This window comes from Bremerella sp. TYQ1 (assembly GCF_020150455.1).
GTDB lineage: Bacteria > Planctomycetota > Planctomycetia > Pirellulales > Pirellulaceae > Bremerella > Bremerella volcania_A.
Genome location: NZ_CP083740.1, coordinates 4,454,948 through 4,467,769 on the forward strand (window position 1 = coordinate 4,454,948; position 12,822 = coordinate 4,467,769).

Genomic DNA, 12,822 nt, shown 5'->3' on the forward strand with positions numbered 1-12,822 from the left:
AAACCATGCATGACGAAACGAACGCGGATCAAACGAAGCTGACGCTGGTTGATTTAATTGTCTGGATCATTTGCTGCACTCTGCTGTGCTGCATCGGCTTTGTAAGTTTTCAGTCGAATCTGTCGGTGAATATCCGATTCGTTCAGGTCTTCTTTTTCGTACCGATTTTGTTGATCTATCCCGTCGGCATGACCGCCGCGATTCACTTCGGGCTGCGTTGGCTGAAGCAGGAGCCGATCGACTTTCAGCCAGGGCATTGGCTGTTGTGTTTGATCGCGGTGATGGGTGTTTCGTATCTCGTGTCGCAGCCCATCATGATGGTCATCGACGCGATGGACTCGGCGATGATCGCCTCGCGGTCGCTCGGATCGTGGTATTACGGGTTGTCACAGTTTGTCTTCGTCGGCGTGTTTGTGGCGGTTGGTTTTCTTTTGCCGGTCGTCAATTATTGGCGTCTGGCGTTGTTGCCGCGCTCGCTGATGAGCATGATGCTTGGTCTGATGTGGCTGATCGCTCCTGTCTTAGGCGGCCTTCGAGTGCTCAACGTTGTTCAGCCGTTGCTGTTGATCAGCGAGATGACGCTGCTGGTTGTGTTGACGGTGGTCGATGGCATTTCCAGCGACAAGCCTCGCGACTGGCTGCACTGGGTCGGCGTGATCGCAACGTTTTGTCTGGTGCCCCCGACGCTGTTTTTGCTGCTGGCGAGATTTTTTGGGTTTCAAGGATGAGATGTCATGGAAGAGAATGTCGAGATGTCCCAAACTAAGCTGAGTCTTTTCGATCTCATCGTCTGGGTTACGTGCTGTGGTTTGTTTTGTGGCTTGCGATTCTGGAGAGACGATCCGGGGCTTCCGGAACGTGTGCGAACGGCCCAACTGATTTTTTTCGTTTCGCATCTGCTGGTATACCCGATCGGAATGACCGCTTTCGTTCACTTCGCGCGACGTTGGTTCACGCGACAGCCAATCGACTTTCAGCCGGGGCATTGGCTGTTATGTTTAATCGGAACGATGGGGTTCTATTATCTACTTTCCAGTCCCACGATCATGATCGTCAGCTGGTTGGAAGAGGCCAACGGCGTCGATACGTTTCCATATCGTAATTGGATGCTGGGCTTGTCCCAGTTTCTCTATATCGGGGTCTATCTGGCGGCAGGCTTTCTCATGCCGGTAGCTGCGATTTGGCGATTGGCACTGATTCCGAAATCGCTTGTCTGCCTGATCGTCGGTATCACGATTATTGGAATTGCGTTGGGGATGAACTTCCATAAGTACGGAGTCTTCACGTGGATGCAGCCACTGCTGCTGGGAAGCGAAATGATTCTGATTACCCTGCTTGCCATTATTGATACGGTGAAGTGCCCACGGCCTCGCGATGGACTGCACTGGTTGGGCGTCTCGATGGCAATCTTCGTGTCGGCCCCGCATCTTGTCGTTTGGATTGGTCAAGAGATTGGGGTGTTGTGATGGCGTCGGCCGAAGAATCATCCGAGCAGGATGTCGGTGTTGCCGAGAACGCCCACGCGCGGGTTTCGTTGATGGACATCATGGTAGGTGTCGCGTTTGCGGCGATGTGGTGCGGTGTCTTGAACCCTTCGTTGGAAGGCTTCAATTTCGGACAGCAGCTTGCCGCTGGGATGGCGTTTCTTATTCAATTGTTGATTGTTTTCTCAGGGACAACGGGACTGTTTCTATTTGCTCGTCGCTGGGTGAGAATGCGACCAATCGACTTTCAGCCGGGGCATTGGTGGCTCTGTCTGCTGGGATGTTTTGCTTGTTTCCTTCTGCTGACACATGGGACGGAACGGACCGCCAAAGAGTTTATCGATTGGCAGCGGGATCGACAGCTCGCATTTGGAATTGCCGTTCTCATCGGAAACATTGTCTTGTGGTGGGGCGTGGGGCTTCTGCTTCCGGTACGAAAAGTATGGTGGCTCACGTTGATTCCGCAGACGATTCTGGGCTTGGCCACGATCGGTCTGTTCGGGGCTGTGTTGGCTGGCTATCAGGCACATGGATCGTATTACTTCGAGCTGTTTAAACCTTGGATGTTAATGTTCGATATGTTGGTTCTGGTGGTGATCGGTGTGTGGGATCGATGGACAACCAACGATCGCCGCGATTGGTTGCACTGGTGGGGCGTTATTACCGCGATGCTGCTCAGCGGTGGCGATCTTCTGCTTCGTACTATTTATGGGTTAGGTTGGGTCCGTTGATGGATGAACAGCACACCGAAGACGCTTCGGTCAGGTCACCGGTGATTCAACTGATGGACCTTTTCGTGTGGACGGCGATTTGTGGCGTGATGGTGGCGCTGTGCAAAGCGTATTACGACGTCACGCCGATCAAAGTTGCCTGGGCGGAAGTGTGGCTTGTGCTGCTGGGTGGCGGTAGCGCTACGGTGCTGACAGGAACGCTTCTACTGATTCGGCACGCGCTGCGTTTCGGAAGATTTTCGCTGCAGCCAGGCCATTGGCTGATGTGCGTGTGGAGCTTTTGGGCCCTGGGATATATCGCGACGATGGTCAATTTTCTGATCTTCTGGTCGAAGCTGCCGCCGGGAAGCGACCCTGGCGAGATGGTTAATCATTTGGAGTATCGATCTGAGGGATACTTCTTTGCCGAGATGTGGATAGATGGCGTGGTGTTGCTACTGATGACCGCAGCGGCTTGCTTTCTGCGCGTGAGGCCGATCTGGTATCTCGTCCTTATACCGGAGTTTTTCCAGGCGATGAAAAGTTTGTCTCGTAAAGTCGCCAATGTGACCGAGTTGGAATCGCTCAGTCTATCGGATTGGATCGCATTCAATGGTTTTGCGTCGATGGTCTTCGCATTGATTATGGGCCTGGCGATTTACGATGGGCTCAGCGCGAAAGAGAAGCGAGATCAGCTGCACTGGATCGGTGTCGTTAGTGTCGCCGCGATTATTTTTCCGCGGGCTTTTCATGCGTTGCTGCGACTTCTGTAGAGGCATTTGCCGGAGGAACGCTTACCAGGGCCAGGCCCCAACTGCGAAGCATCTGCTGGCTGGCGTGCAGTGTCAGTGCGGCGATCGATACGGCGAGGAACAGGACGATTCCCGTAAACAGGGCTTGATCGGTGGAAAGCCCTGAGAGGACTGATAAGACAGTAACGACCAAGGGTGCCAGCAGGAAGATACCGAAACCGACGATAACCCAACGCCGGCCGAGTCCATGTTTGCGGACCAATAGCAACACCCCGGCAGCGGCGATCAAAGCACCCAGCGTCAGGGAGGCGAGCCCATGGTCCTCCATCGACATCGTGCTGGTTCCCAGGGTGTTTCCATAGCGAAGCGATCGCAAGACGTCGACGAGAACCACAAATACAACCGAAGCAAACCCAAGTTTCACAAGAAGCCCGAGCAAAGCCCGTCCTACGTTCTTGCCTCGGAACAAGGAAAGGAAAAAGTCGAACGCCGCGGTGACTGCGATGCCCCCGGCGAACCCATTGGAGATGTCATCGACCATAAACAAACCGAAAAGATGTGCTTGAAGATAGATGCCAGAGAACAATAACACTCCCAAACACATGCGTACGAGAATCGGCCCGTACCCTGCCGCGACCCAAAAGCCGAGGATCAAACCTTGTAGGACAAGCATGGTCCGAAACAGGATATACGGAATCTCGCCAAGGCCCATTAAGATTCCTAAGCGCAGCCCGGCAATGATCGCAATCGAAGTAAGTACCATCCCAATAACCCACACCGTACTCAGCAAACTCAACGGCGAAGTAGGACTCGGCCGCGCCGCAGGCATGGCATTAGCGGGATCTTCTTTAGTGGCGGAAGGCGACGCGTAAGGGTTGGTCATCAATGGGGAGACGCTTGATTGAAAGTTCAGGAATGTAGGGCCCGCGTGTCGCGGGTCGGATAGAGGGAACTCGCTTCCTACTTCGTCAGGTGCTACTGCTACACGATGATGGAATTGCCTGGGTTCTGGTGCAATGCCCCGCGATACGCGGGCCCTACTGTTCGACTAGTTCCGCGGCCATGCGGGCGGTGCTGTTGGGGTGGTCGTTGAGCAATTGGGCGCTAGACTCGATCGTTTGCTGGGCCCATTGGTTGTACTGCTCGGCCTGATCGGGGACTTGCTGGGCCAGTTTTTTTAAGTTGCTCACCGCGATCGCGTTTCCGCTGGGTAACGCTCCGTCGGTGAACAGTTTGCCGCGGACAATCAAGTTCGAGTGATCGTCCGGCGTGAAGAAGTACCCGCCGGCTGCTTCGTCCCAAAAGTGCTTTTGCTGGGTTGCTTGAAGTTTGACAGCTTCTGCAAGCCAGCGTTCTTCGCCGGTGGCCTCGTGCAGCGCCAGTAATCCGTCGATCAGCATTGCATAGTCGTCCAGATAGGCACTCGGTTGGTCCTGCTTGGTTTCCGGCGTGCGGCGAAGTCGTCCGTGGTTGCTTTCGGCCGTTTTCAGCAAGTGGTCGGCGGCGTTGGCTGCCGCTTCGATGTATCGCGGCTCGTTTAAGATTCGACCGGCATCGGCGAGACCGCGAATCATGAGCCCGTTCCAACTGGTGATGACCTTCTTGTCGAGAAACGGCTTGGTCCGTTGATTGCGGATGGCCAGCAGCGACGTCTTCAGCTCGGCCAGCTTGTCCGCTTCCGGGGCACCATGGAACTGTGGGACATAGTATGCCTCTTCGAAGTTGGGTTGGCCGGTCATGCCGAATGCTTGTTCCGCAAGACGCAGCTGATCGGCCGACAGTTTCTCTTGCAGTTCCTCTGGCGAGAAGCGGTAGTAGGCCCCTTCTTCCCCGTCCGAGTCGGCATCCATCGCGCTATAGAACTGCCCTTCTGGTCCGGTCATTTCCGCAAGGATGAAATCGGCGATGCCACGGGCGACGTCCGCAAACTGCGGTTGATCGAGCGACTTCGACGCGGCGGCATAGATCGGCAGCAATTGGGCGTTGTCGTACAGCATCTTCTCGAAGTGAGGAATCTTCCAATGCCGATCGGTACTATAGCGGTGAAAGCCGCCGCCGACTTGATCGTAGATGCCACCGTGAGCCATCTTCTCGAGCGTCAGTTGAAGCATGTTGCCGGCGGTCGCGTGTCCGGCGTCGCTACGTTTCAACAGATAGACGAGGTAAGAGGGCTGTGGAAACTTCGGAAGATGATCGTTCCCTTCTTCAAATTCGAACCCACCGAAACGTGGATCGAACTCTTGCTCGAGTGTCCGATCGAACGTGCGAAAGATACTGTCTGCGTCGGCCAATTCAGGCGGAAGCAGAGGACGACCGAGGACTTGTTTCAAAGCTCTGGTGACGTTGTCGCCCACTTCGGTTAGCTGCTGAGGTTGTTCGTTCCAAACGAGCGCGACCCGTTTGGCGAGCGTCATGAAGCCTGGTTGCACGCCGACGGCCTGGCCATCGGCAAGCGGCACTTCACGATCTTCGGCCGGCAGATACGTGGTTCCGATAAACGGTTTGCCGTCCGGCGTCAGGAAGACATTCAACGGCCAACCGCCGTTGTTGGCCATGATCTGGGTGGCGAGCATGTAAACGGCATCGATGTCAGGCCGTTCTTCGCGGTCGACTTTGATGCAGACGAAATGCTTGTTCAGATAGGCGGCAATCTCGGGATCGGAAAAGCTTTCCTTCTCCATCACGTGGCACCAATGGCAGCTGGCATAGCCGATGGAAAGAAAGATCGGCTTGTTCTCTTCTTTCGCTTTGTTGAGTGCTTCATCTCCCCAGGGAAACCAATCGACAGGGTTCTCAGCATGCATCTGCAGGTACGCGGAAGGCTCGAGGTGCAGGCGATTCTTCTTCGTGCCCTCTTCCGCCGAAGCGAAATGCGCCGCGATTATCACTAAGATTGGCGCCGACAAAGCGAAGTATTTCATGAGATTGGCCTTAAGGTGGGATGCCGATGGGAAGCGATTCCCCTGAGGATAGGCGATGGAAGGAGAGAAAGCGAGCGATGACTGACGTGAAATGTCCTGACTGCGATGTCACCATGGAGCGAGGGTTTGTGCCGGACCAAGGCTACGGCCACGTTACGCAATCGAAATGGTTGTCTGGCCTGGCCACGTTCAAACGACTGGTTTGGATTTACTTCACCGAACCGAAGGAACTGCTGTTGGTCACTTCGTTTCGCTGTCCACAATGTGGACTGCTGCGTGAATATGCTCAGCCCAAATAGAATCCTTGATCGGCGTCCGAATAGACTCGGGAAAGATGGCCCGATATTGTGTGAGTTCGGAACGAGAGTTTTTAGATCTCCGATGAAAGTCAAAAAAGAGCGAACGATGACAGAATACAAGTGTCCTGATTGTGAGGTGCTGATGGAGCAAGGCTTCATTCCCGATCGCGTAAATACCGGATACGACATGACGTATTGGATGAACGGTCAGTTTACGTCGATGACGGCCATGGGTTTCGCCCGCGGTACCGGCGGTGTTTCGATGTTGGTGGCGACGTTTCGTTGCCCGGAATGCGGACTGCTACGCGAGTACGCTCTACCTGAGAATCGGTAGAAATATCGGACGTGTCGAAATAGAAATGCGGTGAAACTCGCGTTGTCTCCATCAGGCAATTCAGGGTAGGTTGATCGTCGCTGCGACTGCCAAATGGAATGCCTTCACAGGAGTACGGATATGATTCGATGCATGGGAACCGGCGTGTTGTTGAGCCTCTTTCTGCTGCCGATGGCGTTTGCTGACGAGCAGCCGAAGCCGATGACTATTTCCGAGTTTCTTGACATGGATCGAAGCAAACTACCCAGCGTGCTGCGTGACAACGGAGTGAGCTTGAAGATTTACCGAGAAGGCCGAGCCGCTTCTGCTTTGCCGGCCTGGTGGCATCACCCTGCTTCCATGATCTCGTTCACGGAGGTTGTTCACCAAGATCGACTCGGCCAACAGGGGATTATCAGGGTTGGCACTTCTCTGCCAGAGTATAAATATCTGGGGCCGCGCGGGCCAATCATCGACGAGGAAGAAGAAGCGCTGCTAGGGTTCTAGCGCTGAGCTCGATTGAGACTAAGTCATGCCGTACATCATGCTGATCCACTGGATCGCCGACTTTCTGTGTCAAAGCCGGTGGATGGCCGAAAACAAAAGTAAAAGCCTGGCCGCATTGTCGGCCCATGTTGGTGTTTACCTGGCAGTGCTGGGAGTGGCGAGCATTCCGATGCTGGGCCTGGTACCGAGCCTGAAGTTTGTCCTACTTAACGGCGTGCTGCACTTCGTCGTCGACTTCTGCACCAGCCGGGCGACGTCGTACTTCTATCAAAAGCAAAACACGTACGCATTCTTCGCCACCGTTGGATTCGACCAATATCTGCACTTCTTGTGCTTGTGGTGGACGCTGGATTGGATTCGTCTTGCAGCCGATTGACCGGTGGTGCTAGGTTAACCCTCCGTTGGGGATTTACGAGTTCAATCTTCGGAGGGATCGGCGATGATAGCAGTACGAAGCGGATTAGTTGCGATTTTACTCTGCTGTTCCACCTGGGCAGTTGGTGCCGCCGAATTGCCTGAGAAAGCACCCATCGGCGATAACGTGCTCCGCGCGTTTCACGGTGCATTGGATCAGAAGCAGTACGACCTGGCAGAAATCATTGCCCGAGGCGTTCTGGCCAAGCATGGGGAAGAGAATGAATTTGGCCAGGTGATGCTTACGGAAATTGACGCTGTCGAAAAGCATAACGAAGGCCCCCGACTGACGTCGAAGTATTTAACGGAAACCAAGGTTTACAACGTCGCCGACGAGTTAGGTGTCGAGGATTTCAACACCAAAGCGAAGAAGCTGATACAAGACGCCACCAAGGAAATTGGCCCACGCTGGCAGATTCACAACTGCTCGGCGGCACCGTTTACAACCAACCTATCTCTGGTGGTCTCTGCTCCAGGCTTTCTACATCAAGAGTTTGCTGAATACATTCGGCGTCCCGCTGTGAAGGCGGAACTAAAGTAGAAAGACATCGGTCGCCCTTCCAGGGCTAACCGTTTCTGATGGCAACCAACCCAGGGCTTTCGCCCTGGGCTATTTTCTGCCGCCCCTGTCGGAGCTTAAGAGTTGCTATGGGGCACCCGGCGTATTGGCAACCGGGTGCCGGCTTCGTGGCTTGGGATACGGGAGTCGTATCCAGTTCTAACAGGATGCTTTAGTAAGCATCGCCCGGAACCACTTCGCCGCCAGAGCGGGTGGCGAGAGCTCGGTAGATGTCGAGGTCGATCGTTTCGGTGATCAGGTGGGCCGAACCGTCGGCGAAGACAAAGTTGGTACCAGCTGGGTGGCGGCTACCGAAGTCGTCGAGGTGGTGTTCTTCGTGGCCATGTCCGTGATCGTCGTGATCTTCTTCGTACTGGCTGTTCGGAGCGTGATCGGCGACACCCAGGATCCGGGCAATCGCTTCTTCCCCTTCACTAACCGCACCCACCCAAGTGCTGAAGAGCAGTTCGTCCGAACCGCCGAGCGAAGTCGCTCGTTCGCCGACCATCAGCGTGTGGCTGGTTCCATCGGTGACGTCTCGCATGGCTCGCTTGCTGTTGTGACCGAGCATGCCGTCGCCGTCGCAGCGCTGCCCGGCGGCGAGACCTTCGCAGTCGTGCAGTTCGATGGTACCGAACGAACCGACGTAGTTGGCCGAAGCGATGTCGAACAATTCGTTTTCGTCGTGGTCGTGCATCTCGAACAGCTGCGGTGCTTGATCGCTAGGGCAGGCGTAGGCCTGAATGATGGTTTCCCGCGCGGCTTGGTTGGTACCGTTGTGAATGCTCAAACGGAAATCGATCAGGCCATCGGAGATGTTGCCTTGTTCCATCTGCGGCAAGATCATCGAGGCCCAGCCCCAGCCAGGTTCGCCCTCGGCAAGTGGAGTTCGCGTATCGGAACCCGTGGCGATGTAACCGCTGGGGAACGAGCCGAACGTATCGTGATAGTTGTGCATGGCCAAGCCGATTTGCTTCAAGTTGTTGAAGCAGGAAGTTCGGCGAGCCGCTTCGCGAGCTTGTTGAACGGCAGGAAGCAACAGGGCAATCAACACACCGATGATGGCGATGACAACTAGAAGTTCGACGAGGGTGAAACCTTTGCGTGCGGACATGTCTCGAATTCTCTTTCGTATGGGCAGCCCAATACACACCGTAGGCGTGCGGGACCTTGAATGTTTCGGTTAGCGTAGAAGGTGCTAGCTGCGCGGCTTTGAGCGAAGCTGTAGCTGGATGAACCGTTTTGTTGGACAGTGAAGGACGCAGGAGTGCCCAGGCACCGTACACCGCTTCCCCAAGTAAACAGGGAATCGGAAAACGAGAGCGCAGAAAGATGCGCTAGAGAGTTACGCTACCGGAGGAGCCCGGGGAGAATTCGGACCGAGCCATTTTGCGGTGACCAAGCCACTCGATCGTGGAAAGACTTGATCCACCGCGACGCGATCGATGGTCGCATCTAACTGAGTTGGTGCGATCTGGCCAAGTGCCAGGTGCTGACAGAGCAAACAGCCATCGACCGCAATGGCGTGCATGTGATCGCCGGAATGCCAACCGGCGACGTCGTGCGAAACGGTTTCGGCTTGTTCGTGATGATGATCATGACCGTGGTGATGGTGGTCGTGCCCATGATCGTGGGCCACCACGTGGCGATGCGAATGTCCCGGCAAATGCGCGTGCTCGCAGCCGGACCAGGCATGGATTGCCTGACCGAAAAGCTGGATCACCAGATAGCTGGCGACTAGCGCATAACAACCGACACGATGCATGAAATGCGTATACCGAAAAAGAGAACCTTTGCGTAGTCCCTTTATTCTAAGCACAGCAAAGCGAAATGCTCAACGCATTCATCGACACTTAATGGGAATTCGCGGTATTTACGGCCACCATGAGAGGGGGCCGAAAAGCTTGACAGCGGGGCCGATTGCGGTAGGCTGCCAGCTTTCCGCCCCAATCCGATCTGTTTCAAAGGCTACGCACGATGCACTCACGTCTCTGGACACTTTGCCGCGTCACCATTTCTCTTACGCTGCTGGCACTCGCGATTCCGGTAGTGGCTCAGGATGCGGCCCGGAACGTTCCGGTTCTGGAAGCAGTAGACGAAGTCGTAGCCAAGCATGTCAACGACGACTTCGTTTCCGGGGCGGTTGCGTTGGTGGCGGAAGATGGCAAGATCGTGCATTTGAGTGCGGTCGGCCAGGCCGATATCGAAGCCAATAAGCCGATGACACGTGACACGATGTTCGCGATCGCTTCGATGACCAAGCCGATTACGGCAACCGCATTGATGATTTTGGTCGAAGAAGGGAAAGTCGACTTGGACGATCCGGTTTCTAAATACATTCCCGAATTCGCCGACGTCACGTTGGAAGGAAAGCCACTGGAGAAACCGATCACGCTGCGTCAGGTGCTGACTCATACGGCCGGCATGGGTGGCGATCAACGTGTGGTGAAGTCGTTGGAGAACCAAGGGAAGATTCTTGCCAAGCGTCCGTTGCACAGCCAGCCAGGCACCAAGTGGCAATACAGTCCAGGCCTGAACGTTGCCGGTCGCGTGATTGAAGTCGCCTCAGGCAAATCGTATGGCGACTTCCTGCAAGAGAAGATCTTCGATCCGCTGCAAATGAAGGACACGACCTTCCTGCCAAGCGAGAAGCAGAAGAGCCGTGTCGCGACGTTGTACGCGAAAGACAAAGACAGTGGTGAGCTCAAGCCAAGCAGCAGTTGGATTGGCAACGTCAAGACCGACCCTTACCCGAATCCGAGTGCGGGGCTGTATTCAACCGCCAAAGATCTGTCGCGGTTCTACCAAATGATGCTCAATGGTGGGTTTCTCGAGGACGCGAAGATCTTATCGCGTGACTCGGTCAAGCAACTGACGTCGGTTCAAACAGCCGACGACATCGTCACCGGATTCACGCCTGGCAACGGCTGGGGGCTCGGCTACTGCGTGGTTCGCCAACCGCAAGGAGTGACCGAATCGTTGAGTCCTGGGACGTTTGGCCATGGTGGCGCTTTTGGTACTCAAAGCTGGGGCGATCCGGAAAAGAAACGTGTCTATATCTTATTGGTGCAACGCTCGAACATCGGCAACAGCGACGGCAGCGACCTACGGAAAGACTTCCATGACGCCGCGAACGAAGCGTTGAAGAAGTAAGTCACGAGTCATTGTTGCTCAAGTGAAAATGTGGATAAAACTCGTGCGTTTTGATCGTATTGCCATCCTGGCGTTGTTGCTGGCATTGCTTCCGACCGTTGCGGTTCAGGCCCAAGCTCAGCCTGATCCGCCGCTGGTCGACTCGTTTCGTGTGTGGAAAAACGCGAACGAAAAAGTTTTGTCAAAATCGCGATTCGCGTTTCTTGATGGCGAACACGTCGCGTTATGGCAGGAAAGCGGGCAAATGATGCTTATTCCGCGGGCACAATTGTCCGCGGCCGACCAAGCCTGGCTAACGCAGCATCCGCTGAAGATCTTACGTGGCAAAGTGATCTTCGTGGCCGATGGCGACACGATCGGCATGCTGGATGAAGACAAAAAGCAGCATCGCATTCGGCTGGAAGGAATCGATGCTCCGGAGAGTGGCCAGGCCTTCGGAACGCAAAGCCGCAAAGCGCTCAACGAAGTAATCTACGGCAAGCAAGTGCTCGTTGCCTATGAAGACGAGGACCAGTACGGAAGAATCTTGGGCCACGTTTATTGGGACGGACATTGGCTGAACCACGACCAACTTGTCTTGGGAATGGCCTGGCATTATCGGCATTTCAACGGCGAGCAGTACCTGGCCAAACTGCATGAGAAAGCGGAGACCGAGAAAGTCGGGCTGTGGCGCGATCCCAATCGACAAGCACCATGGCGATTTCGATTGGACGAGAAGCGTCGTCGCGAGGCAGAAGAAGCGAAGCGGCCGATGTCGTCGGTCGAACCGACCGGGTTCTGGCTGAACCTATCTAGCGGCGTACGACACAACGCCGAGTGCAAACACTACGGCAAAACGAGCCGCGGAAAGTACTGCACGGCGGACGAAGGAAAGCCGTGCGGCATGTGCGGTGGATGACGTAAGTCACCATCACCGTTGGCTTTTGGCCTCGTTCTATTTAGGAGGCCGAGGCTTTTGGCTTGGCTTGCGACTTGTTCCAGAAGCGAGACCAAAGACCGATTCGGCGAATCATCGGTAGGATGGTCGCTTTCAATTGGTCGGCGTGGACTTCTTCTTCGTGGTGCAGGAACAAAGCACGTGCTTGTTGCGGAATGTGCCCTTCCTTCTTCGCTTTGGTCATCTTGCGATGCCATGGGCTGAGGAGGTCGTGCTTGTATTCCAGCGGGTTCCAAAGATCGATATCGGTCAAACGACCCACTTCGACCGGACGCTTGGCGACCGTTGTTCCGAGGAACATAAAGCCGTGTGGCTGTTCGATTTGAGCGTCTGGCAGCGAATCGATCGGGCTGCTAGGAAGAAGAGTAACGTTGGGGAGCGATTCCACCTGCAAGGCATCCGAGATACCGCGGAGAAGATACGTTCCGCCAGCCATCTGGCCGTCTAGCGAGACGACGACAACGGCTTTTTGACCCATGGTTTGGGTTCCTACATTCAGAAATAGTTTCAAACGTGCATGGCGTATTAACGCTTAAATGGACCAAACGGCACAAGAGCGATTGGTGAGAAATCGAATGATCTTCACCATGGCTTGAAGCCTGCTTCGCAAAGCAAACCTGCCAACGCGGTGCCTCATCTGGCGATATCACCGAAGGAGCAAACTGCGTGCCTGTCGCGAGTTGTCGTTGCTAGCTCTTGAACCAAACGCTTCGCAGTGAGCTGCCCTACATTAGCCATCGGCACCCGAAGCGGAGCAGAGGCATAATAAAAGT

At 55.0% G+C, this 12,822-nt stretch carries 16 protein-coding genes; 11 read left to right on the plus strand and 5 right to left on the minus strand.

Annotated features, from left to right (window positions below; genetic code table 11):
- The first annotated feature begins 5 nt into the window (after positions 1–5).
- The 4 genes from LA756_RS17905 to LA756_RS17920 are packed head-to-tail and all read left to right on the plus strand — an operon-like array spanning position 6 to position 2,967.
- Positions 6–728: a hypothetical protein gene (locus tag LA756_RS17905; protein WP_224436092.1), complete on the plus strand. Its 723-nt coding sequence runs from the start codon at positions 6–8 to the stop codon at positions 726–728.
- 6 nt (positions 729–734) lie between these two features.
- Positions 735–1,466 carry a hypothetical protein gene (locus LA756_RS17910; protein ID WP_224436093.1) on the plus strand — a complete coding sequence of 244 codons (732 nt, stop codon included), beginning with the start codon at positions 735–737 and terminating at the stop codon, positions 1,464–1,466.
- The gene (locus tag LA756_RS17915; RefSeq protein ID WP_224436094.1) at positions 1,466–2,215 is read left to right on the plus strand and encodes a hypothetical protein; all 750 of its coding nucleotides are present in this window, start codon (positions 1,466–1,468) and stop codon (positions 2,213–2,215) included. The genes LA756_RS17910 and LA756_RS17915 overlap by 1 nt, the downstream gene beginning before the upstream one ends.
- The gene (locus LA756_RS17920) at positions 2,215–2,967 is read left to right on the plus strand and encodes a hypothetical protein (protein ID WP_224436095.1); all 753 of its coding nucleotides are present in this window, start codon (positions 2,215–2,217) and stop codon (positions 2,965–2,967) included. Before LA756_RS17915 ends, LA756_RS17920 begins: the two co-directional genes overlap by 1 nt.
- Here LA756_RS17920 and LA756_RS17925 read toward each other — a convergent pair.
- Together LA756_RS17925 and LA756_RS17930 are read right to left on the minus strand one after the other, a co-directional pair.
- Positions 2,924–3,829: a hypothetical protein gene (locus LA756_RS17925; protein ID WP_224436096.1), complete on the minus strand. Its 906-nt coding sequence runs from the start codon at positions 3,827–3,829 to the stop codon at positions 2,924–2,926. The two genes, LA756_RS17920 and LA756_RS17925, sit on opposite strands and share 44 nt — an antisense overlap.
- Positions 3,830–3,983: 154 nt before the next feature.
- The gene (locus LA756_RS17930) at positions 3,984–5,867 is read right to left on the minus strand and encodes a thioredoxin domain-containing protein (RefSeq protein ID WP_224436097.1); all 1,884 of its coding nucleotides are present in this window, start codon (positions 5,865–5,867) and stop codon (positions 3,984–3,986) included.
- A gap of 77 nt (positions 5,868–5,944) precedes the next feature.
- Here LA756_RS17930 and LA756_RS17935 point away from each other — a divergent pair, with 77 nt between their 5' ends.
- The 5 genes from LA756_RS17935 to LA756_RS17955 all read left to right on the plus strand — a co-directional run bounded on the left by LA756_RS17935 (position 5,945) and on the right by LA756_RS17955 (position 7,941).
- The gene (locus LA756_RS17935) at positions 5,945–6,166 is read left to right on the plus strand and encodes a hypothetical protein (protein WP_224436098.1); all 222 of its coding nucleotides are present in this window, start codon (positions 5,945–5,947) and stop codon (positions 6,164–6,166) included.
- Between the two features lie 106 nt (positions 6,167–6,272).
- The gene (locus LA756_RS17940; protein ID WP_224436099.1) at positions 6,273–6,500 is read left to right on the plus strand and encodes a hypothetical protein; all 228 of its coding nucleotides are present in this window, start codon (positions 6,273–6,275) and stop codon (positions 6,498–6,500) included.
- A 120-nt stretch (positions 6,501–6,620) separates the two neighbouring features.
- Complete coding sequence (locus LA756_RS17945) at positions 6,621–6,986, plus strand: hypothetical protein (protein ID WP_224436100.1); 366 nt, start codon at positions 6,621–6,623, stop codon at positions 6,984–6,986.
- 25 nt (positions 6,987–7,011) lie between these two features.
- Entirely contained in the window at positions 7,012–7,362 is a 351-nt protein-coding gene (locus LA756_RS17950; protein WP_224436101.1) for a DUF3307 domain-containing protein, read from the plus strand.
- Positions 7,363–7,425: 63 nt separating this feature from the next.
- On the plus strand, positions 7,426–7,941 hold the full coding sequence (locus LA756_RS17955; RefSeq protein WP_224436102.1) for a hypothetical protein: 516 nt from the start codon (positions 7,426–7,428) through the stop codon (positions 7,939–7,941).
- A 190-nt stretch (positions 7,942–8,131) separates the two neighbouring features.
- Here LA756_RS17955 and LA756_RS17960 read toward each other — a convergent pair whose 3' ends face one another.
- Positions 8,132–9,073, minus strand: a complete 942-nt coding sequence (locus LA756_RS17960) for a DUF1559 domain-containing protein (RefSeq protein ID WP_224436103.1) — start codon at positions 9,071–9,073, stop codon at positions 8,132–8,134.
- Positions 9,074–9,304: 231 nt separating this feature from the next.
- Positions 9,305–9,724: a hypothetical protein gene (locus tag LA756_RS17965; protein ID WP_224436104.1), complete on the minus strand. Its 420-nt coding sequence runs from the start codon at positions 9,722–9,724 to the stop codon at positions 9,305–9,307.
- A gap of 212 nt (positions 9,725–9,936) precedes the next feature.
- Here LA756_RS17965 and LA756_RS17970 point away from each other — a divergent pair, with 212 nt between their 5' ends.
- Together LA756_RS17970 and LA756_RS17975 are read left to right on the plus strand one after the other, a co-directional pair.
- A complete protein-coding gene (locus tag LA756_RS17970; protein ID WP_224436105.1) occupies positions 9,937–11,112 on the plus strand; it encodes a serine hydrolase in 1,176 nt (391 codons plus the stop codon).
- A 43-nt stretch (positions 11,113–11,155) separates the two neighbouring features.
- Positions 11,156–12,010 (plus strand): thermonuclease family protein, encoded by an 855-nt coding sequence (locus tag LA756_RS17975; protein WP_224436106.1) that lies wholly within the window; start codon positions 11,156–11,158, stop codon positions 12,008–12,010.
- Positions 12,011–12,050: 40 nt separating this feature from the next.
- Here LA756_RS17975 and LA756_RS17980 read toward each other — a convergent pair whose 3' ends face one another.
- Positions 12,051–12,527: a hypothetical protein gene (locus LA756_RS17980; protein WP_224436107.1), complete on the minus strand. Its 477-nt coding sequence runs from the start codon at positions 12,525–12,527 to the stop codon at positions 12,051–12,053.
- Positions 12,528–12,822: the final 295 nt, after the last annotated feature.

Bases quoted from the DNA above. Each gene is read 5' to 3' on its own strand.
- LA756_RS17920 (WP_224436095.1), top strand. From the start codon at position 2,215: ATGGATGAACAGCACACCGAAGACGCTTCGGTCAGGTCACCGGTGATT.
- LA756_RS17910 (WP_224436093.1), top strand. From the start codon at position 735: ATGGAAGAGAATGTCGAGATGTCCCAAACTAAGCTGAGTCTTTTCGAT.
- LA756_RS17925 (WP_224436096.1), bottom strand. From the start codon at position 3,829: ATGACCAACCCTTACGCGTCGCCTTCCGCCACTAAAGAAGATCCCGCT.
- LA756_RS17905 (WP_224436092.1), top strand. From the start codon at position 6: ATGCATGACGAAACGAACGCGGATCAAACGAAGCTGACGCTGGTTGAT.
- LA756_RS17950 (WP_224436101.1), top strand. From the start codon at position 7,012: ATGCCGTACATCATGCTGATCCACTGGATCGCCGACTTTCTGTGTCAA.
- LA756_RS17935 (WP_224436098.1), top strand. From the start codon at position 5,945: ATGACTGACGTGAAATGTCCTGACTGCGATGTCACCATGGAGCGAGGG.
- LA756_RS17915 (WP_224436094.1), top strand. From the start codon at position 1,466: ATGGCGTCGGCCGAAGAATCATCCGAGCAGGATGTCGGTGTTGCCGAG.
- LA756_RS17960 (WP_224436103.1), bottom strand. From the start codon at position 9,073: ATGTCCGCACGCAAAGGTTTCACCCTCGTCGAACTTCTAGTTGTCATC.
- LA756_RS17945 (WP_224436100.1), top strand. From the start codon at position 6,621: ATGATTCGATGCATGGGAACCGGCGTGTTGTTGAGCCTCTTTCTGCTG.
- LA756_RS17965 (WP_224436104.1), bottom strand. From the start codon at position 9,724: ATGCATCGTGTCGGTTGTTATGCGCTAGTCGCCAGCTATCTGGTGATC.
- LA756_RS17970 (WP_224436105.1), top strand. From the start codon at position 9,937: ATGCACTCACGTCTCTGGACACTTTGCCGCGTCACCATTTCTCTTACG.
- LA756_RS17930 (WP_224436097.1), bottom strand. From the start codon at position 5,867: ATGAAATACTTCGCTTTGTCGGCGCCAATCTTAGTGATAATCGCGGCG.
- LA756_RS17955 (WP_224436102.1), top strand. From the start codon at position 7,426: ATGATAGCAGTACGAAGCGGATTAGTTGCGATTTTACTCTGCTGTTCC.
- LA756_RS17940 (WP_224436099.1), top strand. From the start codon at position 6,273: ATGACAGAATACAAGTGTCCTGATTGTGAGGTGCTGATGGAGCAAGGC.
- LA756_RS17980 (WP_224436107.1), bottom strand. From the start codon at position 12,527: ATGGGTCAAAAAGCCGTTGTCGTCGTCTCGCTAGACGGCCAGATGGCT.